General features: G+C 35.3%; 24 protein-coding genes. 11 read left to right on the top strand and 13 right to left on the bottom strand.

Annotation, left to right across the window (positions count from 1 at the left end; genetic code table 11):
- Positions 1-15 precede the first annotated feature (15 nt).
- Together J0L69_02855 and J0L69_02850 are read right to left on the bottom strand one after the other, a co-directional pair.
- The gene (locus J0L69_02855; GenBank protein MBN8692104.1) at positions 16-615 is read right to left on the bottom strand and encodes a ribonuclease HII; all 600 of its coding nucleotides are present in this window, start codon (positions 613-615) and stop codon (positions 16-18) included.
- A complete protein-coding gene (locus J0L69_02850) occupies positions 615-1,085 on the bottom strand; it encodes a redoxin domain-containing protein (protein MBN8692103.1) in 471 nt (156 codons plus the stop codon). The genes J0L69_02855 and J0L69_02850 overlap by 1 nt, the downstream gene beginning before the upstream one ends.
- A gap of 95 nt (positions 1,086-1,180) precedes the next feature.
- On the opposite strand from J0L69_02850, the gene J0L69_02845 reads away from it, so the two are divergent.
- Entirely contained in the window at positions 1,181-1,813 is a 633-nt protein-coding gene (locus J0L69_02845) for a peroxiredoxin (protein ID MBN8692102.1), read from the top strand.
- 59 nt (positions 1,814-1,872) lie between these two features.
- Here the strand turns inward: J0L69_02845 and J0L69_02840 are convergent, their stop codons facing one another.
- The gene (locus tag J0L69_02840) at positions 1,873-2,556 is read right to left on the bottom strand and encodes a response regulator transcription factor (protein ID MBN8692101.1); all 684 of its coding nucleotides are present in this window, start codon (positions 2,554-2,556) and stop codon (positions 1,873-1,875) included.
- A gap of 169 nt (positions 2,557-2,725) precedes the next feature.
- On the opposite strand from J0L69_02840, the gene J0L69_02835 reads away from it, so the two are divergent.
- The gene (locus tag J0L69_02835) at positions 2,726-5,605 is read left to right on the top strand and encodes a TonB-dependent receptor (GenBank protein ID MBN8692100.1); all 2,880 of its coding nucleotides are present in this window, start codon (positions 2,726-2,728) and stop codon (positions 5,603-5,605) included.
- Here J0L69_02835 and J0L69_02830 read toward each other — a convergent pair.
- A complete protein-coding gene (locus J0L69_02830; GenBank protein ID MBN8692099.1) occupies positions 5,602-6,000 on the bottom strand; it encodes a hypothetical protein in 399 nt (132 codons plus the stop codon). The genes J0L69_02835 and J0L69_02830 overlap by 4 nt on opposite strands.
- A gap of 219 nt (positions 6,001-6,219) precedes the next feature.
- Between J0L69_02830 and J0L69_02825 the strand changes: the two genes are divergently transcribed.
- From J0L69_02825 to J0L69_02790, 8 genes are all read left to right on the top strand, one after another.
- Positions 6,220-7,875 (top strand): T9SS type A sorting domain-containing protein, encoded by a 1,656-nt coding sequence (locus J0L69_02825; GenBank protein ID MBN8692098.1) that lies wholly within the window; start codon positions 6,220-6,222, stop codon positions 7,873-7,875.
- Between the two features lie 64 nt (positions 7,876-7,939).
- Entirely contained in the window at positions 7,940-8,611 is a 672-nt protein-coding gene (locus J0L69_02820; protein ID MBN8692097.1) for a response regulator transcription factor, read from the top strand.
- A 122-nt stretch (positions 8,612-8,733) separates the two neighbouring features.
- Positions 8,734-9,939: a porin gene (locus J0L69_02815; GenBank protein ID MBN8692096.1), complete on the top strand. Its 1,206-nt coding sequence runs from the start codon at positions 8,734-8,736 to the stop codon at positions 9,937-9,939.
- A 60-nt stretch (positions 9,940-9,999) separates the two neighbouring features.
- The gene (locus tag J0L69_02810) at positions 10,000-11,406 is read left to right on the top strand and encodes an inorganic phosphate transporter (protein MBN8692095.1); all 1,407 of its coding nucleotides are present in this window, start codon (positions 10,000-10,002) and stop codon (positions 11,404-11,406) included.
- Between the two features lie 101 nt (positions 11,407-11,507).
- A complete protein-coding gene (locus tag J0L69_02805; protein MBN8692094.1) occupies positions 11,508-11,897 on the top strand; it encodes an SRPBCC domain-containing protein in 390 nt (129 codons plus the stop codon).
- Positions 11,894-12,421 carry a hypothetical protein gene (locus J0L69_02800; GenBank protein MBN8692093.1) on the top strand — a complete coding sequence of 176 codons (528 nt, stop codon included), beginning with the start codon at positions 11,894-11,896 and terminating at the stop codon, positions 12,419-12,421. Before J0L69_02805 ends, J0L69_02800 begins: the two co-directional genes overlap by 4 nt.
- Positions 12,422-12,710: 289 nt before the next feature.
- On the top strand, positions 12,711-13,103 hold the full coding sequence (locus J0L69_02795; protein ID MBN8692092.1) for a cytochrome c: 393 nt from the start codon (positions 12,711-12,713) through the stop codon (positions 13,101-13,103).
- Between the two features lies 1 nt (position 13,104).
- Positions 13,105-14,418: a cbb3-type cytochrome c oxidase subunit I gene (locus tag J0L69_02790; GenBank protein ID MBN8692091.1), complete on the top strand. Its 1,314-nt coding sequence runs from the start codon at positions 13,105-13,107 to the stop codon at positions 14,416-14,418.
- Between the two features lie 2 nt (positions 14,419-14,420).
- On the opposite strand, the gene J0L69_02785 is transcribed toward J0L69_02790, so the two are convergent.
- Positions 14,421-14,882 (bottom strand): acyl-CoA thioesterase, encoded by a 462-nt coding sequence (locus tag J0L69_02785; protein MBN8692090.1) that lies wholly within the window; start codon positions 14,880-14,882, stop codon positions 14,421-14,423.
- Complete coding sequence (locus J0L69_02780) at positions 14,879-15,343, bottom strand: hypothetical protein (GenBank protein ID MBN8692089.1); 465 nt, start codon at positions 15,341-15,343, stop codon at positions 14,879-14,881. Before J0L69_02780 ends, J0L69_02785 begins: the two co-directional genes overlap by 4 nt.
- Positions 15,344-15,451: 108 nt before the next feature.
- On the opposite strand from J0L69_02780, the gene J0L69_02775 reads away from it, so the two are divergent.
- Positions 15,452-16,828 (top strand): tyrosine phenol-lyase, encoded by a 1,377-nt coding sequence (locus tag J0L69_02775; GenBank protein MBN8692088.1) that lies wholly within the window; start codon positions 15,452-15,454, stop codon positions 16,826-16,828.
- Here the strand turns inward: J0L69_02775 and J0L69_02770 are convergent.
- The 7 genes from J0L69_02770 to J0L69_02740 all read right to left on the bottom strand — a co-directional run bounded on the left by J0L69_02770 (position 16,815) and on the right by J0L69_02740 (position 23,688).
- Positions 16,815-18,065, bottom strand: a complete 1,251-nt coding sequence (locus J0L69_02770) for a hypothetical protein (protein MBN8692087.1) — start codon at positions 18,063-18,065, stop codon at positions 16,815-16,817. The genes J0L69_02775 and J0L69_02770 overlap by 14 nt on opposite strands.
- On the bottom strand, positions 18,037-18,720 hold the full coding sequence (locus J0L69_02765) for a Crp/Fnr family transcriptional regulator (protein ID MBN8692086.1): 684 nt from the start codon (positions 18,718-18,720) through the stop codon (positions 18,037-18,039). The genes J0L69_02770 and J0L69_02765 overlap by 29 nt, the downstream gene beginning before the upstream one ends.
- Before the next feature lie 10 nt (positions 18,721-18,730).
- Positions 18,731-19,771, bottom strand: a complete 1,041-nt coding sequence (gene moaA / locus J0L69_02760) for a GTP 3',8-cyclase MoaA (GenBank protein MBN8692085.1) — start codon at positions 19,769-19,771, stop codon at positions 18,731-18,733.
- On the bottom strand, positions 19,728-20,402 hold the full coding sequence (locus J0L69_02755) for a hemerythrin domain-containing protein (protein ID MBN8692084.1): 675 nt from the start codon (positions 20,400-20,402) through the stop codon (positions 19,728-19,730). Before J0L69_02755 ends, moaA begins: the two co-directional genes overlap by 44 nt.
- 62 nt (positions 20,403-20,464) lie before the next feature.
- Entirely contained in the window at positions 20,465-21,472 is a 1,008-nt protein-coding gene (locus tag J0L69_02750) for a c-type cytochrome (GenBank protein MBN8692083.1), read from the bottom strand.
- The gene (locus tag J0L69_02745) at positions 21,453-22,196 is read right to left on the bottom strand and encodes a hypothetical protein (GenBank protein ID MBN8692082.1); all 744 of its coding nucleotides are present in this window, start codon (positions 22,194-22,196) and stop codon (positions 21,453-21,455) included. Before J0L69_02745 ends, J0L69_02750 begins: the two co-directional genes overlap by 20 nt.
- Before the next feature lie 100 nt (positions 22,197-22,296).
- On the bottom strand, positions 22,297-23,688 hold the full coding sequence (locus tag J0L69_02740; protein MBN8692081.1) for a hypothetical protein: 1,392 nt from the start codon (positions 23,686-23,688) through the stop codon (positions 22,297-22,299).
- Positions 23,689-23,690: the final 2 nt, after the last annotated feature.

The following is a 23,690-nucleotide window of genomic DNA, read 5'->3' as shown; positions in this document are numbered from 1 at the left end:
CGACACTGTGAATTGTCAGAATTCGAGTTCCAATTGGTCGGGCAAGAGGCGAAAAGAAGTTCGGTGCAGAGGCGTTGGCCCGAGTTTTTTGATGCCTTCACGATGTTCTTTTGTTGGATAGCCCATATTTTTTTCCCAGGCATAACCCGGATATTTTAGTGCAGCCTCTTTCATAAAATCATCACGGTAAGTTTTAGCTAATATACTGGCGGCCGCAATGCTCAGGAATTTAGCATCACCCTTAATAATGCATTGATGCGGGATGTTATCGTAGGGCTTAAAACGATTCCCGTCAATTAATAAAAGTTCGGGACGAATTTTTAATTGGGAAACAGCTCTTTGCATGCCTGTAATGGATCCGTTTAAAATATTTATCTCGTCGATTTCAACATTACTGACTTGAACAACCGCAAAAGCGAGGGCTTCCTTTTCAATAATTGGGCGTAATTCATACCGAACCTTATCGGTAAGTTGTTTACTGTCGTTTAAAATTTTGTTTTTATAATCCTTTGGTAAAATTACAGCCGCCGCAAAAACAGGACCTGCCAAGCAACCTCTTCCGGCTTCATCACAACCGGCTTCAATCAAATGCTTATCAAAATACGCTTTAAGCATTATTTTAAATTAGACAGGCAATTTTTAATGGCTGTGAAATCCGGAACTTTACCCGCATCTTCTAAAACCTCAGCATACTGAATAATTCCATTCTTATCAATTACAAAAGCCGAACGCTTTCCAACGCCAATCATATCGAAAACAAAACTTTCATACAACGAATCGTAAGCGAGTGAAGCTTCCTTATTAAAGTCACTCAACAATTCGAAATTCAAATTCAATTCCTCTTTAAATTTCTTTAAGGTAAATAATGAGTCGATAGAAATTCCGAAAACCTCTGCATTCATGTTATTATAAAAACTTAAATCGTCGCGGGTTGAACACAGTTCTGCCGTGCAGGTGCTCGTAAAAGCCAATGGGAAAAACAACAGAACTACGTTTTTTCCTTTCATTTCACTTAAGCTGACAGCTTTCTTATTTGTGTTAAAGAGTTTAAAATCAGGGGCTTGTTGACCTATTTGCGCTTTCATTTCTTTACAATTATTTAAGTTTAATTTTTAGCGTATGAACAAAGTAAATAATAATTTTGTATTGATAATTAGTAACCTTAAAAACTCATAATAAAATGACATCATTAATTGGAAAAAAAGCACCGTCGTTTAAAGCAGCAGCTGTTGTTAACGGTGGCGAAATCGTGAACGATTTTTCATTGGATCAATATGTAGGTAAGAAGTATGTAATTTTCTTCTTCTACCCTAAGGATTTTACATTCGTTTGTCCAACCGAATTACACGCATTTCAAGAAAAATTAGCGGAATTTGAAAAACGCGGTTGTGCTATTGTAGGCTGTAGCACCGATACAGAACAAAGTCACTGGGGCTGGTTACAAATGGATAAAAAGTTTGGTGGCATTAAAGGCATCACTTATCCAATTGTTGCCGACACAAACAAAACCATCTCAATTAACTACGGTTGTTTAAATGGCGACTACTCTATTGACGAGAACGATAATTTTGTAGCAAGCAGTGAAATGATTGCGTATCGTGCTTTGTATTTAATTGACAAAAAAGGAAACGTTCGTCACTTATTGATTAACGATTTACCATTAGGCCGTAACGTGGATGAAGCTTTACGTATGTTAGATGCTTTACAGTTTAACGAAGAAAACGGAGAAGTTTGTCCTGCTAATTGGAGCAAAGGCAAAGAAGGCATGAAAGCTGACCACTCAGGTGTTGCCGATTACTTAGCAAAACACTAAAAAATTTAAATTACACAAAAAAACCTCGGAGAAGATTCTCCGAGGTTTTTTTATTGCATTCAAAATTCAAACTTGTACCCTACACCTTTTACGGTTTTTATATTTTCTTCTCCTAACTTTTCGCGGAGTTTGCGGATGTGAACATCTATTGTTCTATCGCCAACAACCACCTCATCGCCCCAGATTTTTTCGAGAATGAATTCGCGGGTGAATACTTTCCCGGGCTTCGACACTAATAGTTCCAGTAATTTAAATTCCTTCTTTGGAAGTATAATTTCATTTTGGTTTTTGTAAACCATATACTTTTCCAAATCCACTTTAATGTCTCCAAACTCCATTACCTTTTCAGTTTTTGGGGTATCAGATCCTAAACGTCTTAACAATGCTTTAATACGACTAATAAAAACTCTAGGCTTCACCGGCTTAGTGATATAATCATCAGCACCCGAGTCAAAACCTGCTATTTGCGTGTAATCTTCGCTGCGTGCACTTAAAAACACAATTAAAGTATTGCCAATTTCTTTATTTTCACGGAGTATTCTGCATGTTTCGATACCATCCATCTCAGGCATCATAACGTCGAGCACAATAAGGTGTGGTTTATTCTTTTTGGCAAGATCTATCCCGTCGTGCCCATTTAAAGCCGTATAAACTTCATAACCTTCCTTTTTTAAATTGTACGATAAAAAATTCAGAATATCTTCTTCATCATCCACCAATAATATTCTGTATGCTTCACTCATAATTAGTTCCTTTTTGACGGCACTAAATTAATTTATATTAGAGGCTCAAATGTTAAGTAAACTTTAAATAATTTTTATGCCCCGTATATATTGTTAACCTTCGCTTAACATTAAAGTTAAGATATCCTTAAACTAGGTTCCGTCTTTTGTGCCATAATTATTGGAACAAATGAAAAGGATTTTAAGTGCGCTTACTTTATTAATTAGTATAACAGCTTATTCACAAACCGGAAAAATTACCGGAAAAATTATAGATGCTAAAACCGGTGAAACTTTACCGGGAGCTACCGCGGTAATTGAAGGAACGACCAAAGGTGCGAGTGCTGATTTTGATGGTAATTTCAGTTTAAATAATGTACCGGTAGGTAAAGTAACCCTTATTGTCAGTTATATTTCTTACGACACAAAAAAATTAACCGGTATTGAGGTGAAGGCGAATGATGTGACAAACGTAAACGTTCCGCTTGAAACTTCTTCCTCGCAAAATTTACAGGAAGTTACCGTAACGGTTGAAATTGCCAAAGAAAATACAGCCGCCTTAGTTTTAATGCAAAAAAACAATGTCAGCGTGAGCGATGGTGTATCTGCTGAAACCATTAAACGCACACCGGATAGAAACACCGCTGATGTATTAAAACGCGTGAGTGGAGTTACAATCATTGAAGATAAATTTGTGATTGTACGCGGACTTAGCGACCGTTATAATGTTTCCTTTTTAAATAACTCTCCTTTACCAAACACCGAAGCAGATAAAAAAGCGTTCTCCTTCGATATTTTTCCGGCTAATATGCTCGATAATATTTTAGTGAATAAAACCGCTACGCCGGATATGCCCGGTGATTTTGCCGGAGGTATTATCCAAATCAACACAAAAAATATTCCCGATAAAAATTTTGTTTCCTTATCGCTTAACGGAGGTTATAACACCATCACAACAGGTAAAGAGCAGTTAACTTACCAGGGAGGAAAAAGAGATTGGTTAGGTATTGATGATGGTACGCGTGCTTTGCCAAGCGAAACGCCAACGCAAGAAAACTTTCCGGCAGATAATATTTCTCAATTTGAAGCGGCAAAACCTTTTAAAAATGATTGGGCGATTGAAAAGTCTACATTCAAACCCAATTTTTCTACACAATTTGCAATCGGTCAAAACATAAAATACAAGGAGCGCGATTTCATTGGCATTTTATTCTCGCTTACCTATAATAACTCCAACACGTTTGCACAAAGAACCAGAAACGTATATAATAATAATGCGACTGGCACCGGTGAATCTGTACAAGAAGAACATTATGATTTAAATGTTTATGGTAATCAAACTTTACTAGGTTCCATCTTAAATCTGTCGTTTAAACTAAATGAAAATCACAACATCAGTTTAAAAAATATTTACTCCATCAGCTCCGATGATAAACTTATTGCTTCATTAGGAAATAGAGGAATGAACGAAGATATTCCAATTGAAACAAAAATTAATACGCGTTTCTTTCAAAGCAGTAAGGTTTACTCCGGACAATTATCCGGCGATCATTATTTGCCGAAGTTAAAAATTAAAGGTAATTGGGTAGGCTCCTACGGAACCTCCAATCGTAATGTTCCGAATTACAGAGTAACAGCTTACAGTCGCTTAACAAAATTCAACGATCCGTTTGATCCAAATCCGTATGACACCACATATCAAGCCAATGTTGCATTAAGTACAAGTGGACCGGATTACGGTGGTTATCGCTTCTATTCCAATCTCGATGAAAAAATAATGAGCTTCAGAGCAGATTTCTCAAGAGGATTTAAAATCAGCGAAAAACTAAAACAAGATATTAAAGTTGGAGGATTCGCCCAAACACGTGATCGTGAATTTTACACACGACAACTTGGCTTAACTCACATTAACTACATGTTTAAAAAATCATTGCTCTATCTGCCGGAAGATCAAATTTTCGCTCCGCAAAACATGGGTTTAAATATTCCGAGTGAGGCAGGTTATCCCGACTCTACTGGTTTTAAGTTATACGACTTAACCAAACCTACCGATAAATACAGCGCCTCTTCTAAATTGTTCGCCGGCTACTTAATGCTCGACACGAAATACAAAGAATGGTTTCGCGCCATTTATGGCGTACGTTTAGAAAATTTCTCACAGCGCGTAGATGCTGAAAGAACAAAAGGCGTTCCGCTTGTGATTGAAAGAAGTCATCTTGATATTTTGCCTTCATTAAATTTAATTTTCTCATTGAATGAAAAACAAAATATCAGAGCCAGCTATTCTAAAACTTTGAATCGTCCGGAGTTTAGAGAATTAGCGCCTTTCAATTGGCAAGACCCGGAAACACGCTTCTTGCTAAATGGTTATGATAGTTTAAAACAATGCAGCATTCATAACATGGATTTGCGTTATGAAATTTATCCGGGCCGCGGACAACTATTCTCAGTAAGCACATTTTACAAAGACTTTACGAATCCGATTGAAATGGTAGCACAACAATATGCTGCCGATGAAATTACGTTTCGTAATGCTCCTAAAGCAACTATATATGGTGCTGAGTTAGAATTTAGAGTAATACTAGGAGCATTATTTAAAACAGATTCGATAAAATTCTTAAATAATCTGAGTGTGTTTTCGAATCTTTCTTATTTCAAATCGGAAGTTTCCTTGTTTAAGCCCGGTTCAACAACAGAAAAATACACACGCAGCTTACAGGGACAATCGCCCTATATTATCAACGCGGGAATTTTATATAACGACAACGAACTCGGATTTAGTATAGGCGCTATGTTAAATAGAATTGGAGAACGCATCTACAACGTAGGAACACAAAACGAACCGGATCGTTGGGAAAATAGCAGAACGGTTGTTGATATCCAGTTTGGCAAACAACTTTGGAAAAATAGAATAGAAATTAAATTCAACATCCGCGACTTGTTGAAACAACGTTCGGTTATTTATCAGAATAATGATAATGACACCCGTTTCAATAAAGGAAAAGATTATGAAGTACTAACACGTACTTACGGAACAGTTTACTCGTTACAATTAAACATTAAACTTTAATGCGAATTGTTTTTAAGTTTGATTAGCGAGGTATTGAGTTTAACCAAAATGTCTAATCCTCTCTTGGCGGCATTCTTTAATTTTAATTCGGGGTATTGATATTTTAACTCCTTACTTAAAGCTTTAAATTCATCGTTAAACAAACACACATCCTTAAAAACTGATTTCTTCAGTTTCTTCGTAAACATTGGTGATTTTGCGTAATGCGACTTCAAATGCTTATTTACATCTGATAACTTCAGCTTACTACTTCCCATGTTAATTCCTTCATCGGAACAAATTTGTTTTGCTGTTTTAAGTATGAGGTTATAGGAAAGAAAAACCGAATCCAGATAAAATTGTTGCTTATATGCCTGTTTGTTCTTTTCGAACAGTTCCTTTATAGTGAGTGCCATATCCTTTTTTACAAATATGTAAATTAATGTATATACTTAGTGTGAAGTTTATGTTAATTAAACATTAAACGAAGCCTCAAAATAAATTAGTATTAAGGGAATGTTACACAAAAATATTTTTGTTAATGTTTCGATAATCTAAGTATAATCTTTTACTAATACCGCTTTAACCCCCCTTTAAAGTTGTGTCCCTTACTTTGTGGCATAAATTTTAAAACAATGAAAAAGATTTACAAAACATTATTATTAGCCTTTGCAATGAGCTCTGCTATTGCGCAAACAGGCTTTTGGACTCCTACAACGTATAAAGGAGCATTTGCTCCGGCACCAACAGCCATGTGGACTGACACTTGGACAGAATGGGATCCGGTTAACAAAGTATACCCTGCTCCAACTATGACTGTTAATTCTAACATTACAACTAATACAACTTGGGCAAGCGGACAAACAGTTTTATTACAAGGTCCGATTTATGTAAAAAACAATGCTGTATTAACCATTCAACCGGGTGTTGTAATACGTGGTGAAAAAGCCAGTGCAGGTTCAGCATTAATTATTACAAAAGGTGCGCAAATTAACGCGGTGGGTACCGCAGCACAACCAATTGTATTTACAACCGATCAAGCACCGGGCGCAATTAACCGCGCTGTAGGTGATTGGGGTGGATTAATTATCTTAGGTAACGGTGCATTAAATTTAGCAGGTGGATTAGCCAACGTGGAAGGCTTACCTGTTTCGGCAGATTCAGAATACGGAGGAGGAACAACTCCTAACAACAATGACAATTCAGGTTCATTAAGCTATGTACGTATTGAATTTGGCGGATATGTTTATGCAGCTAACAAAGAAATTAATGGCTTAACCATGGGCGCTGTTGGTAAAGGTACACAGATTGATCACATTCAGGTATCTTATACAAATGATGACGCTTTTGAGTGGTTTGGTGGTGCAGTGAATGGAAAATATTTAGTATCATACAGAAATCTAGATGATGATTTTGATACAGACAACGGATGGAGCGGTTATGTACAGTTTGGTTTAATTGTTCGTGATCCTGCTTTAGCTGATAATCCTTCAGTGTCTACTTCAGAAGGTTTTGAATCAGATAATGATGCAACCGGAAGCACAAACTCTCCTTTAACGTCTGGAATTTTCTCTAACATAACAGGTATCGGTCCTTACCGCGGTAACTCTGCACAAGTAATTGCTACCGGTTACCGTCGTGCTTTACGCTTAAGAAGAAATACGAACCTAAAAGTATTCAACTCTATTTTCATGGATTTTAAAACCGGATTATTTATCGACGGTGCTGCGGCAGATGGAAATGCAAACTCAGGGGCTTTAAAGTTCAAATACAATCTAATCGCTACAACTTCAGGTGTGAATCCTAAAACTGTTGAAACAACTGCGGCAAACGTGAATGTAAATGGTGCGTGGTATGTTGCACAACCGAATGATTCATTAAATTCATCTAACGGTATCCTTGTTACTCCTTGGAATTATACATCTCCTGATTATCGTCCGGTTGCATCCAACACAGTTACCGGTGGCGCTAACTTTGGCGACCCTGCTTTATTAGCCGGTGGAATTTTATCGGTAAATTCATTGGAAGATTTTTCAAAACAAATTGGTGTGTATCCAAATCCAAACAATGGAGAAGCAACTGTTATCATCCATGCTTTACAACCTTTTAACATAACAGTAAACATTTACTCTATCACAGGTCAGTTACTTTCAATGCCATACGAAAATCATAGTATTGTTGAAGGTGTGAATTCTTTACCTGTAACTGCTGATTTAGCAAGTGGGATTTATTTTGTTGCCATCAGCAACGGAACAAAAACCGAAACCATTAAAATGGTTGTAAATAAATAATCTCATTCATTAAAAAAGCCTGTTTAGTTTAAACAGGCTTTTTTATATTCTTTAGAAATTAATAGTGGGTTACAAAGCATTAATATATTCTATTAATCACAACAACATTGACTTTTACAAAAAAGGTTTACTTAACCTTAACTGTAAGATAAATGTAGTTTATTCATTCACTGACTTTGAAAGGTTTCTGTTAAGTGAAACCCCACAAATTATTATTATGGACCTGGAATTGGATAATACCGATGCCATCACCGTAATTAAAGAAATAAAAAGTCATTCGTTAAGTATTCAGCCTTTCATTATTATTTGTTCAAACAAAGCAGATGATTTTATTGAAATAAGCGCGTTAAATTCAGGAGCGGATGAATTTATAGAACTTCCCATCAATCATTTGATTTTTGAATCAAAGATGAAAGCCTTGTGCAAGCGAATTAAAAACGGAATAGAACAAAATATCCAGCAAGGATTTTTTATCGACCATGAACAATACAAAATTTATTTAGGCGAAGTAGCGCATACACTTCCACGACTCGAATTCAAATTACTGAATTTACTATTTTCACAACCCAATAAAATTTTTTCGAAAGATGAGATAGCTTCACAAATTTGGAACAACAAAGATATTTCCGCGAAGCGCACCATTGATATACATATACGTAATATTCGTAAAGAATTGGGTGAGGATATTATAAAAACCTACAGGGGTCTGGGATACTGCCTGCGCCTAAACACCTGATTTTCAAAAACAAATACATCACCTTGAAATTACAGCCCTAGGCTTAACAATTCCTTAACATTAAATTTAACTAGTATTTACATATCAACTATTTCTTTGCGTGCAATTAATAATAATTTAACGTGAAGAAAACTTTATTTTTACTTTTAACAATTGCCTTTGTTACCGTAAACGCACAAACCGAACAGAAGTCGCCTTATTTTAATTTCAAAAATGGATTAGGCTTTGCAACTCCCGATAGCTCTTACTCTATCAACATTCGTTTCCGAATGCAAAATCGCTTAATGATGAACACTATTTCTGATGAAGATTTAAATCCGGCTTCCTATGAATTCAGAGTGAGAAGATGTCGTTTAAGTTTTACCGGACATGTATACAATCCAAAGTGGAGTTATTATTTACAACTCTCTTTTTCACGTGGAGATATGGACTGGAGCATGAACGATGCCTCTAATTATAACACCGGTGTAAACGTGGTGCGTGATGCAATGATTTACTATAAACCAATTAAACATTTACAAATTGGTATCGGACAAACTAAATTACCCGGTAACCGTCAACGTGTAGTTTCTTCAGGTTCTTTACAGTTTTATGATCGCTCACCTGCTAACTCCAATTTTACGCTCGACCGTGATGCCGGCTTATTCTTAACTTATACCCTACCAATTGGTAAAAAATTCGTTACATTAATTAAAGGCGCTGTTACTTCAGGTGAAGGCAGAAATTCTAATTCGAGTAATCCTGGCTTAGCATACTCAGGACGTTTAGAAATGCTCCCATTGGGAACTTTTACAGATGGTGGTGATTATTTTGAAGGCGACGTGGCACGTGAAGAAAAACCTAAAATCTCAATTGGTGGTGGTTATCACTTAAATGATTTGTCTGTACGTACCCAAGGAACCTTAGGAAAAGATTTATATGAAAGCAGAAGTTTTGAAGTTTATTTTGCCGACTTCTTATTAAAATATAAAGGTTTTGCCGTAAGCTCAGAATATCTTAGAAGAAATTGTGATAATCCGGTTACGAAAAATAGTACAGGTTCAAGCAGAACTGTTGTTGAAGGCGATGGAATTAATTCACAAATCAGTTATTGCTTTAAAAGCCGTTGGGAAGTTGCTGCCCGCCATACATTAGTTTCTCCGCATAACGATTTACTAAGTTCTATTCATGAGAATGAACAGTATGGCTTAGGTGTTACCAAGTATTTAATGAAGCACAAAGTAAAAGTTCAGGGAAATGTGTTTTATAACCGTGAGCGTAACTTAAAGACCAATAAAGACTTAAATAAATATTGGTTTGGTGTTATTCAATTGGAGTTAGGGATTTAACATTAACTTAACACGGATTCCGTTATTAAAAAATAGATTTGTAACCATAAAATTGATATTATGTTTGGATTAACTACAGGCCTGGCCATTTTACTTATTCTTTGCTTGCTCTTAGCTTGCTTTTTCGAATTCATTAACGGTTTTCACGATACAGCCAACGCTGTTGCTACCGTAATTTATACCAACTCCATGAAGCCAACTGTAGCTGTTGTATACAGTGGTATCTTAAACTTCGTTGGTGTTTTATTTGGAGGTATCGCCGTAGCCATGGGAATTGTAAACTTATTGCCTATGGATGTGCTGGTTGATGCAAATCCTTATCACGGCATCGCTTTAGTATTGGCATTATTAGTGAGTGCCATCATCTGGAATTTTGGAACCTGGTACTATGGTATTCCATCTTCCAGCTCTCATACTTTAATTGGCGCTATCTTAGGTATTGGTATTGCATTTTACTTTTTACCGGGCGAAGTTGGCGGCACTGCCGTTAACTGGGACAAAGCTAAAGATACAGGCTTAGCATTATTATTGTCTCCGCTTATCGGTTTCTCATTAGCCATTATCATGATGTTTATTTTTAAACGTTTCATCAAAAATGAAATCATTTACAAAGAACCAATCCCCGGAAAAAAACCTCCTATCTGGATCAGAATGTTATTATGGTTGACTTGCGGAACGGTAAGTTTCTTCCACGGACAAAACGACGGACAAAAAGGTGTAGGTTTAATCATGATGATTTTAATTGCGATTCTTCCGGGCTATTTCGCGGTAGATAAATCTATCAACTTACAAAGCATCCATGGCAATATGGATAAGATTGAATTACTGATGAAAAAAGCAGACACAACTGCTTTAGCCGCTAAAGAAAAGAAAATGTTTGCCGATGTAATGAAACACAGCATTCACTTTCATGAAACAACCAATGGTAAATTTTCTTCTGAAGAAGTTGCGGTAACTGAACGTTTCAGTTTACGTAAAGATGTAGTGAAAGTAACCAAGAACACCGAAAAATTAATTAAAGGCGGTAACTTAACTTTAAGTGCTAACGACATTAAGGACTTAAACAGAGAAATAAAAGCTTCTAAACGAATTATCGAATACGCTCCGTCATGGGTAATTATTTTAATTTCCATTTCCTTAGGATTAGGAACTATGATTGGTTGGAAACGTATTGTAAAAACAGTAGGAGAAAAAATTGGTAAACAACACATGAGCTATGCGCAAGGTGCAAGTGCTGAAATGGTTGCTTCCATGGGAATTGGTATGGCATCTGCTTACGGATTACCGGTTTCTACTACACACATGTTGTCTTCAGGTATTGCCGGTTCTATGGTGGCAAAGAAAGGTTTGAAAAACTTACAAAAGAATACTATTAAAACAATTGCTTTAGCCTGGTTATTAACCTTACCGGTAACAATTATTTTATCAGGCGGATTGTTCTTATTATTCCGTGCTTTATTAGGTTAATAAAATAGTTCTATGATTGAAGAACCCCGCTTTAGGCGGGGTTTTTTTATGCTTGACATTCTTCTTTTCATTCATTACATTTATTATTATAAATCGTATTTATGGAATCATTAAAAATGTCAGTAACGCTTCCGGTTAAAGCCGCTAAGTTATACAAAGCCTGGTTAACCAGTAAAGAACATGCAGCCTTCACAGGAGGTGCCGCAAAAGTTTCATCCAAAGTAGGAGGAAAATTTACCGCCTGGGATGGATACATCAGCGGAAAAAACACAGAGTTAAAAGCCAATAAAAAAATTGTACAAACATGGCGTACCTCCGAGTTTCCGGAGGATGCTCCTGATTCTATTCTTGAAATTGATTTCGAAGAGAAAAACGGGAAAACCAAATTGAATTTATACCACTATAATTTACAAAAAGGCGACGCGAAAAAATACCGCGACGGCTGGCGCGATTATTATTTTGAACCTATGAAACAATATTTTGGAGAGTGAATAAATTTAGCATCATAGCTTTTTCGTTTTTAAACTTTTTTATTGCTTCTGCACAAAACAAAACCTGTGACTGTTTGGTTAAAACTGCCGAACAACGTTTAGAGGTTCATCTGTTACTTAAAAACATTAAACTAAAGGACAACCCAGCTCCAAAACCTTATTTATATTTATATCCGGAGAAAGGCGCTACAGAAGCTTATCATAAAATCATTAAAGATTCTGCCGCTTACTGGACCATTCAACCGCAAGTTCGCTCTAAAAACAAATACGTTGCATTTCAAATGGAAAAAATTCCCTCCGGTTTTTTGACCATGATTAATTTCAATTCATCAGATAGCATCCCTGTTTATGCGGACGCTGATAAAAAATCGAAAGTGATACATTACATTAAAAAATTAGGCAATGGCAATGAGCAGGCTCCTTATTGGTTTGTAGGTTGCAAACCCGGTTTCGCTAAAATAAAATTACTTGAAAAACAATCGCAGACGGGTTGGCTAACAAAAGAAAATTATTTGCATGAATAGTTGTATAAAATATTTAAGCATCGCTTTCACACTCGCTCTGATGGCTTGTGAAAACAAAAACGAATTGGGTCGACCCTTGGGTGAATGCAGCTATGAGTAGACAAAGAATGGGGTACATCATAATGTGCTCTATTGTCAAATATATTCTTACTATTAACATAACAATAATTTAATTCTTCAATAACTAATAGCAGTTATTCATGATTTAATAAATAATGCAAAGCAACAATAAATGATTAGAATCATGTTTTAAAATATATAATCCGCATAATTTAGAAGCTCGCAAAACATGGTTAAGATTACGTGGATATCATTAGTTGTAAGTTTTGTTGTCTATACTGTTTTTATAAACGTTTTATGTCATAATAAAGCTACAGCTCCTTTAACTAAGGAAATTAATCAAGGTTGGGAGATTTGGCAGAACAGAAACTGTCAGGCCTGTCATCAATTATATGGCTTAGGGGGCTACATGGGGCCTGATTTAACAAACAGCACTTCTAAAGTAGATGTGGCCTACATTAAAGCAGTTATTAAATCCGGTACTTCACGAATGCCAAATTTTAATTTAAGCGACAATGAAATAGAAAAAGTAATCGCTTTTTTAAAATGGGTAGATAAATCTGGTCCTTCGGCTGTTGACTTCAAGAATGTACATTGGACCGGAACTTACATAATAGATTAGTATGGATAAGCTGGAAAGAAATTATACTCGTTTCGTATTTATTTTGCTTTTATTTTCATTAGTGCTTGGGGTAATTACAGCATTCTCATTTATTTTTCACGAACATATTAAAGCCTACTTGCCATTACAACAACTGCGGCCGATGCATGTAAGCGCTGCCTTGTTTTGGATACTAAGCGGAGCCTCACTTAATATCTTTCTTCATAATCAAAAAGACAAAACAGTTCCGAAAAACGCGTTAAGCATTCGAAACGTTTCAATAGTACTTTGGCAGATAAGCATTGTGGTGATTTTTATACATTACACATTTAAACAATTTGGCGGAAGAGAATATTGGGAGTTCCCGGGATGGATTTCATTACTACTTCTATTATGCTGGATTGGATTTTGTTCTTACTATTTTTTGTTTTGGAAAAACGAACCTAACAAGCGGCCACAATACATTATAATGTGGGGAACCGGAATGTTATTTTTTCTAATAACATTTATAGAGCAAAATTTGTGGCAAATTACTTGGTTTCGCGAGTCGTTTTTACAAGAAGTTACAATACAATGGAAAGCTAATGGCAGTATGGTGGGCGCATGGAATCAAATGATTTACGGCACATCCTTATATCTAATGGTACAAATTAGTGGTAAAAAAGAAATTGCATTTGATAAAAAATCAATTGTGTTCTATTTTTTAGGTTTTACTAATTTACTCTTTAATTGGGGGCATCATATTTACAATTTACCAACCAATAATTGGATGAGGCATGTTGCTTATGCAATTAGCATGACAGAATGGATACTTCTTATTAATATTATTCAAGGATTCAAAAAAACACTTTCGGAAACATTGCGCTTTAAACAACTCATTAGTTACAGGTTTCTTATAGCATCCGAATTTTGGGTTTTTCTTAACTTGATTTTAGCACTCTTCATGAGTATCCCGGCCATTAACAGATATACTCACGGAACACATATAACTGTTGCACACGCAATGGGAACCACCATAGGTATAAACAGCATGATTCTACTCGGATCCTTCGCTTATCTACTAAAGATTGATGACATTCAGATGAAACAAAAAAAAATATTTCATGCCGGCTTCCTCATCATTCAAATAAGCTTAGCGATTTTTTGGTTAAGTTTAATAGCCGCCGGTGTTTTCAGTGCTTATGATCAGACGTACTTAGGAATTAAAACTTATGCTTCGGTAATTCCGTCGGTAGTAACAAGCCTGTATGTTTTTGCAACAGCGGGCTTGTTTATGTTGATTGGTTTTGCAATAATTATACCTTATTTCTTTAAAGGAATAAGTAAATCGAAATGATGTCAAAATTTTAATCTTGATTTTCGTCTAGTATTTGCTGAGAGAAATAATTTCTTATCTTGAAGAGTAGAGGGTTTTATTTGAGGCACATGAGTAGCTTTGGCATTATCATCTAATGCAACAAAAGTAAAATAAGCTTCATTAATTAAATATGCTTTTTGGCTGACTATTTTTTTTGCCCAGGCTACAACATGAATTTCCATGGAGGTATTAAACACTCTGGTAACTTTAGCTTTAATAGTAATGATATCGCCCACTTTAGCGGGCATTTTAAACTTTACACTGTCGATAGATGCCGTAACACAAATTTTCTCAGCATGATTTTGCGCGCAAACCGCGGAAGCAATATCCATCCACTGAACTAATCGCCCACCCTGTAATATCCCCATCGGATTAGTATCATTCGGGCACACTACCTCTGTTACAATAGTTTCTGAGTGAGCACTTTTTTTAAACTTAATCATTCCGGTAATTCAAAAGAAGAGTTCCACATTTGTCCGGATTCTATTTCCTCAAATGTTACTTGCATGTATTTCGTGTCGCCTTCATTTGTTAGTTCGCGCTTTACCACGATACTCTCTGGCTTATCTTTATAATGAACCTTATCTCCACAACGTAACATAAAAGGATATTTCACCGTAATTTTTTCTTCTTCCGTCATAACCATTTTATAGGCTTCTTCAAACAAGCACTCTTCAAATCTTTCAATTAAAATTTCATCGTTAATTTCCTTCTTGGCATCATCCGACAATTTTTTCGTCCAATTTAAGAAACTTGTAATGGCTGCTTTTCGCAAATCACTTTTTATATAATCTGGAAATGGACATCGGCGGTCTTCCTGATCATTAAACCAATAATTGAGTGAGACCTCGAGCATATCATACTCAATATAATTCTGACTGTTTAATAACATTTCTACTTCCATTAGAATAAATATTTAAACCAAAATTATTATACAAATAATTATAATATTATGACTTAAATCATATTATTACCTGCTTTAAATCTAGTGCTTTACGGTAAAATTTATCTTATGATTCATCACTCTTGGGCAGAACCATTTAAAATAAAAATGGTTGAGTTATTAAAAATGACTACTCCCGCACAACGCAAAAAAGCACTTCAAGACGCAGGGTACAATACGTTCCTTTTAAAGTCTGAAGATGTATATATCGATTTACTAACCGACAGCGGTACATCAGCCATGAGCGACCAACAATGGGCCGGTATGATGCTTGGTGATGAAGCCTATGCTGGTAGCAAAAACTTTTATAACCTTGAAACCGCTGTAAAAAAATACTATGGTTATAAGTATGTTATTCCAACACACCAGGGCCGTGGCGCTGAAAATATTTTATCTCAAATCATGATAAAAAAAGGAGATGTAATTCCGGGTAATATGTATTTCACAACAACCAGATTACATCAAGAGCTGGCCGGAGGTGTGTTTTATGATGTTATTATAGATGAAGCGCATGACAGTTCCGATTTATTTCCTTTTAAGGGAAATGTGGACATCGGGAAACTAGAACGTCTTGTGAAAAAATTTGGTGCTAAAAAAATTCCATATATATGTGTAGCGACAACAGTAAACATGGCGGGCGGCCAACCAATTTCTTTAGCCAATCTTAAGGCATTACGGAATTATACAAACAAACACGGTATCAAAATAATCCTAGATATGACACGTGTAGCAGAAAATGCTTTTTTCATTCAGCAACGCGAAGAGGGTTATAAACGTAAAAGTATTGCTTCAATAGTTAAAGAAATTTGCAGTTATACCGACGGCGCAACGTTTAGCGCAAAAAAAGATGCTTTAGTTAATATCGGCGGATTTTTGGCTTTAAATGATAAAAACAAATATGAAGAAGCGAGTAATTTAGTTGTTGTGTACGAAGGCTTACATACTTATGGGGGCTTAGCTGGAAGAGACATGGAAGCAATGGCCATTGGTATTGGAGAGTCTGTTAATGATAACCATATTAAAGCACGAATCGGACAAGTACTTTATTTAGGAAAAAAACTGAATGATTTAAAGATACCTATTGTGAATCCGATTGGTGGTCACGGGATTTTTATTGATGCGAAAAAATTTCTTCCTCATTTAAAGCAAATTCAATTTCCTGCTCAGGCACTGGCAGCTGAAATTTACGAGGACAGTGGCGTTAGAACCATGGAAAGAGGCATTGTTTCGGCAGGACGAAATAGCAAAACCGGTGATCATTACTACCCGGAATTAGAATTAGTACGACTAACTATTCCTCGCCGTGTGTATACACAAGCCCATATGGATGTTATTGCCGAATCTATAGAAAGTGTATATGCAAAACGCGATAAAATAAAAGGACTGGAAATGATTTATGAACCCGCTTACTTAAGATTTTTCCAGGCCAAGTTTAAGAAACTTTAGGTTTTTCTCTTAAAGAAACTATTAAAACAGTAACGAGAATCAACGGAAATAATATTGAAATTATTGCCAGAAAAGGTAGGGTTAAGTTTGAACAGCGAAATAAACCTTCCATCTCGGCAGCTTTATATGCCATTAACGCTTGTGTTATTAAAAACACAAGCGTTAATGCTTTTATGGCTATTCTGTAATAAATTTTATTTGTGATATCTACTATTGAAGCTGTCATTTTTATAGTAGGAATTGAAATGATACCCAGCAATACGAAATGCAAATAAAACAATATTAAATATCGATTTAAGGAAGTTGCAATTGCTATATGCGGAAAAGACGCCGACAATTGCATTATTGATTTTAAAATCAATCCATAAATAACCCAATTCATGCTAAATGGTATTTTATTTTCCAAACTCTGTACTAAAAACTCTTTATTGAGCAAAAATATACAGGCTGTCAATTGTATTGCGCAGGCGACCATGCTGATTGCATTGAACCAAAATTCGGGCGCACTCCATAAATACGAATTAACCAAGGTAAGAGGTACCGACACAACAAAAAGATAATAAGCTCCCTTTAATCCCTTATCATTCTTTGAGCCAAAATAAAAATGAATGAAAGCCAGAATACTGCTTACAAAAAAACCATTATATTGAAAATGAAGATATGTGTATATCGTGTTATAATAGGCAGGACTGGCGTTACCAAAAGATTTTACGATAATACCTAAAATAAGGGGGAAAGCTCCTGAAATAATCAAACATGTCCAAGCTAAAATCAAATAGGATTTATATCCGTTAAACGATCTTAAATTTCTAAATCCAATTGCCTTAATTAATTGTAGTGCCAGAATTGTTGAAAGAATTACATGGAGAGTGGATAATATTATGGTCAAATAATTATAGCCATACTTCACAAAAAGTGGAACCATGAATAATAACAGTACAACATCCGCGGCCAGCCAAACTGTTACTTTAGTGCTGAATTTATATTGAATGAGATGTCCTGTAATAGCAAAGTTCGCTAAGAACAACCAGCCCAAAAAGGCTCCATGAGAATGCGCGTGAATTAAATTATTATAAGATATATTAAAACCGCTAAAAGGAAGAATTCTTAGCAGAGCCCCAAGGCAAGCAATAATTACAAGAAACAAATAACTAATTAAAATGATTCTTCTTAATGTGTTATTATCACTGCCCGTTAGCAGAATTGAATTACTTTTTGCCTTTAACTCCTGTTGCAACTTGATTTAATTTTTTTGCATTCACAATTGCAATCTCTTTACCTACTAAATCAATTACCCGCTCTTTTTTAAGTGCTGCTAATGTTCTAATAACTGTTTCGTAAGTGGTGCCGGCCATATTGGCTATATCCGTACGCGATAATGTATAGCTTAATAACTTATTTCCTTCATTCTTTTTGTATCCGAAACAATCAATTAATTTCATTAATATAATTGCAATTCTTGTTTTAGGGTCAAGAATTAATAAGTTTTTCATTCTGGTTTCCGAATCTCTAAGTTCATCAGATAAAAAATTAATCAGGTATACGGCCATTTCATTGTTACTTTTAAGAATTGAAGAAAAAACTTCAATTGGCAAAAATGTAATAACCGACTCTGCTAAAGTTTCGGCAGATATCGGATAAACTTTTGTATTAAGTCCTCTATGGCCTACTATCATTTCATTTGAAGCTAAGCGAATGATTTTTTCCGAATTATCATGTGATTTAGAAAGTACTTTTATTCTTCCTCTCTCAATAAAATAAATCCCTTTTACCTGCTCTCCTTCATTAAAGATTCTTTGTCCCTCCTCAAAAAACAAAGTTTGTCTGTTTTTTTCAAATACTTTTTTGCTCTCATTTGAGCAATACTTAGTAAATAAACTTAATGAAAACATAAAATTATTATTATCCTCCTATTAAAATCATACTTCTATTACTTTCCGACATTAGTCTTCCCTCTTCACTCGCAAAATTCTTTATTCCACCTCTTTGACTTTTTTTATTAAATACAGTTTCCTTAATTAGCTCTTCAACATTTTCGTTATTTCGTAAAGCAGTAAGTAAATCGGTCTCCGAACCAGAAAACAAACAGTTTTTAATTCTTCCGTTTGCAGTTAATCTAATTCTATTACATGAATCACAAAATGGATTACTTACGGTAGAAATCATACCAAAATTTCCGGTGAATCCTTTAATCTTGTATTTTCGTGATGTGTCATTTTTCTTATCCTCTACCTTTAACACATTTCCTTCGCCGAATATTCTAGATACATTCTGCAAAATTTCCTCTGCGTTGACTGTTTTAGAAAAATCCCATTTATTTCCCTGAAAGGGCATGTATTCTATAAATTGAACTGTTGTATTCCATTCCTTTGTTAAGCCAATAAAATCAATTAATTCATCATCGTTCACTCCCCTAATAACAACAACATTTAGCTTCGGATTAAATCCTTTACTGAATAAGAGCTCAATATTATCCATTACACGGTTAAAATAATCACGACGTGTAATTGAATTAAACTTATCCTTTTTTAATGAATCGATACTGATATTAATCTTAAAGATGCCGCAGTTCTTAAAAGTCTCAATGTGCTGATCAATAAGAATACCATTTGTAGTAATAGCCATTTCACAATTCAATTTACTTAGGCTTGTCGCAATACTATCAAAATCTTTTCTTACAAAAGGCTCACCACCAGTAAACCTTATTTTATTCACTCCCAACTTTACAAATTTTGAGACCAAGATCTCTATCTCCTCTGCGCGCATAATATTTTCTTTGGGTGATAGTTGAATGCCATTTGCAGGCATACAATAAAAACACCTCAAATTACATCGCTCTGTTAAAGAAATGCGCAAATAATTATGTATTCTTCCGAACTGATCGCGCAGCATACTTTGCTTATTTGAATTTCTTATGTTGATTAAGTAATTGATTAAACTCATCTTCACTGATTAATTTCTGAGCTAAAGGAAACAACGTATAATCTTCGCGGTAAATATGAAGTCTTAGAAGCTCCGTAAATTCACGGCATGTATCATAAGCAGTATCATACACAAACATTCTTGAAGTAACATCTTGAATTCGTGTTGCCAATCCTAATAAATTAAATGCCAATGTGCCCAACTGAATAAATTTAACATGATCATCTTCCATCACATCAATGGCTGTTTTTGGGTTGTCGCCTGTACTGTGTTCGCCTGACTCCAAAAGTTTTTTATTTAAGAGTGGGAAAAGTACCTTATCCTCCTTTTCATTGTGAACTAATAATTTGTTATCGTAAAATTTAAAAAAATCTGAAAATGCATAATTTATCTCCGATGTGACGTTATAGCCATTTGTTTTGAACTCTGCTAAAGCAGTTTCAAATTTATCAATTTCCGCAGTCGCCACTTCGTGTTCACGTACTAACTCCTGTAATGTTTCATGCATAGTTTTAAAATCAACCTTTGGCTTCTTCTCCTCTTCGTAAACAGAAGGAGGATCAAAAGGAGTACAACCTTTCATGTTGTCTAACCCATGCTCCACATTTCTTTTAATAGGGTCCTTTTTATTAGTTTCTTTTAAGTCGATCATATCGTTATGTTTTAAAGCAAATAACGGTATAAAAATAAACAAACTGTATGATTTTAATCATACTATTGAATGACAAATAGCGGGTTTTTAGTAAATGTAGTGTCTGTCAGCGATTTGAGAAAAGCAATCAAATCTTGCTTGTCTTGTTCGGTTAATTGTAAACCAAACTGCTTACTAGACTTAGTCATGATTGGATCAAGTGTAGCGCTATGTTTTACACCACTGTTATAGTGCTCAATCACATCCTCAAGAGTAGCAAATCTGCCATCGTGCATATACGGTGCTGTTAGCTCAATATTTCGTAATGTAGGGGATTTAAATAATCCGATATCGGATTGTAATCCTGTAATATTATAGCGTCCTAAATTAACTCCTGAGAACAGCGAATCAATTCCAATGTTATGAAAGCGATTATCGGAAAAAAGTCCTAACGAATGGCAATGAAAACAATCACCCTTTTCTGAATTAAAAATATTAAACCCTCGCAATTCCGGCTCCGTTAAATCAATTTGATGTTTCACAAATTTGTCAAATTTCGAATTCTGCGATACCATCACACGAATAAATTGTGAAAGCGCCTTTGCTAAATCATAATGCGTTATTTCATCGACATCGTATACACGTTTAAATAAATCGCTATAAAGTGTTGAGTTGTTAACTTTATTGATATCGGTATTGAAAAAATCTTTCACTTCAAAAAGCATGATGTCTTCGACACTACCGCTTACTTTACCGTTCCATAAAAAATTAGTATTGAATCCGAGATTGATGTGTGGCAATGAATTAACCCCGGAAGCAGAGAACGATTCATTTGGCACATGGCATGACGAACAAGACTTTCCGTTATTGGATAAAATCGTATCGTAATACAATCTCCTTCCCAATTCGATTCCTTCAACCGTTACCGGATTATTGTCGGGAATATTTAGTTTTGGAAAATACGCCGGAACATCTATAGCGTATGGCGTAAGAGGAGCTTGTGACGTTGTTGCATAGGGCTCTTTTTTATTACAAGCCCAAACCAAAGCAAGAAACAATACACTTAATATTTTACTCCAGGCTAAACGCATCCTTTATGTTATTAATTATTTTTCTGTTAGCAACAGTATCATTCATGGTATAATTATTTTCAAAATTCAGATTGTACAAATTAGGACTTTGAAAAACCTCATTAATATTAAAAACTAATTTATACTCATGATTCCAAAATTTTTGCGTTAGCTTTTTGGAAATCGTAATTTTTGGTTGAAAATTATTTTTGCCTAAATGAATAGCGTATCCTCGTTTTATCGCTAAGGTATCCAAATATCTTCCTTCTAATTTCATGAAGTGATAACCACCCCCCATTCCATCGGGCCAAGCCATGTTTAAATTTTCTATGGTGTTTGGCAAACTTCCTGAAATATTTTTTAAATTACTTAACCCAATCACGAATGAAACCTCAGTATAATCGCCCGGGGCAATCGAGTCAATCAAAAAACTACAGGTGGAGTTAACAGAGCCATCGATATAAATTATCTTATTCGACGTAATTGTTTTTTTACTGTTTTTGAATGTAAGATCAGAAATATAAAACTGAAGGCTTTCAACACTATAAATATTTCCGGCTGCATTCGTATTATTTAAACTATCCCAAATAATCGTGGTGTTAGCGTTTTTAAGTATAAGAGAAAACTTTGCTTTCGAATATTCAGGCATAATATCCTCCTTTCTGCAACCAAATAAAAAAAGGATTGCCACCACAAATGGCAATCCTTCTAAAAAACTAACAAAGATTTTACTAAATCTAACCATTGATATAAATTAACTCTTTGTACCTATAAATGTAATAAGGAACTAAGTTACATACTATGATTAGCGTCATGTTTAAGAGAATGAACGTTCTCAGTTTCTATTACATTTTTAAACCAACTTTAGGCCATGCAATTTTACCCGGACGTATAATAACTGAGAGGTATGCCCAATTGCTTTTAGGCTGCAAACTCACAGCGCCTCTTAAGTGTTGTAAAGCTGCTGCGCCAAAGAATTGCGAATAACCGCCTTGAATAGCAACTCCTTCTGCAAAATTGTAGCTTAAAGTAAAGTCTAATTCGCCTCCTAAATGATTTGAAGCCAATGGAACGTATTTATTATTAACGACCTTAAATCCTTCTTGTCTGTCTCTTACAGGAGCTGCAGCATTAAAATAGTGTCCATTTATTCCGGCCATCACTTTCTTATAGGTATATGTTACACGTAGGTATCCATCCAATAATCCAACACTGCTTCCATGATTTCCAACATAGAAATAATCCATATAACCATTAAATCGATGATTAGTCCCGTAATAAGGATTAAACGCGTGATTAACTATGCGATATGCTTTCGTAGTATCTGTTTCATCATTACCGGAAAGATACTCAGCTCCTAATGTTACCAACAAGCCTTTTATAGGTTTGTACCCTACTTCCGCACAAATATCATATGCGCTTGTTTTTTCATACTTAGGTGTATTTGATGAAGTTGCTGAAGCAGTTGCATCATCACCCATTTGATAATATCCATAAAAGAATGCTTGCAGTTTATCACTTTTATATTCTGCGCGCAAGCCCATCGTTTGCTGATACAAAATAATATTAGATTTTACACCTGTTACTCCGTTAAGGTGTACAAATGGCATACCGTTATTTAGAAACAAGAAACTCGCATTGAGGTTTTTAAATTGCTTATTTGCCCATAAATACTGAAATGATTGGTAGTTGTTTACTGCACCATTTGTAACAGTGTATGGAATATTTTTATTGGCTTCTGCATTTTGATTATACGTTCCTCCAACATGAACCTGCCAGGTACTATCTGTATACATAAACACACCCGCGTCGTGTCGGCGCGCTTGCATAGCCCAATCTAATCCTCCTAAAATTCTATCGTCATCGTAGGATAGAACTTGTCGGCCAATTTTTGCTTTAAATTTTTTTGTGAAGAACAATTCCCCATAACCTTCAAACAGTGAGAGCCCGGCTGTGTTGTCAATTACAGAGTGTCCCACATTCCCCCATGTTCTTACATCCTGAACAGAAGCATATATTCTGAATTTTTCATGCTTGTATTCACCATTCAATCGCATACGTTGTGAAACGAAAGCACCCGCTTTCATATTCGTATCCGATAATGTTGAATATCCATGTCTATACTCACCACGAGCCATATACTGTCCCGACAATGAAAATTGTGCATTCGCAGTATTAGCCAACAAAATACCTGCTGCTAATCCGCTGATCAATTTTGAAATAATTTTTGTTTTCATAT

This window comes from Bacteroidota bacterium, assembly GCA_017303905.1.
Taxonomy (GTDB): Bacteria; Bacteroidota; Bacteroidia; order B-17B0; family Aurantibacillaceae; genus JAHEYG01.
The sequence above is the reverse complement of the archived record's forward strand: the minus strand, read 5'-3'. Positions and strand labels throughout refer to the sequence as shown.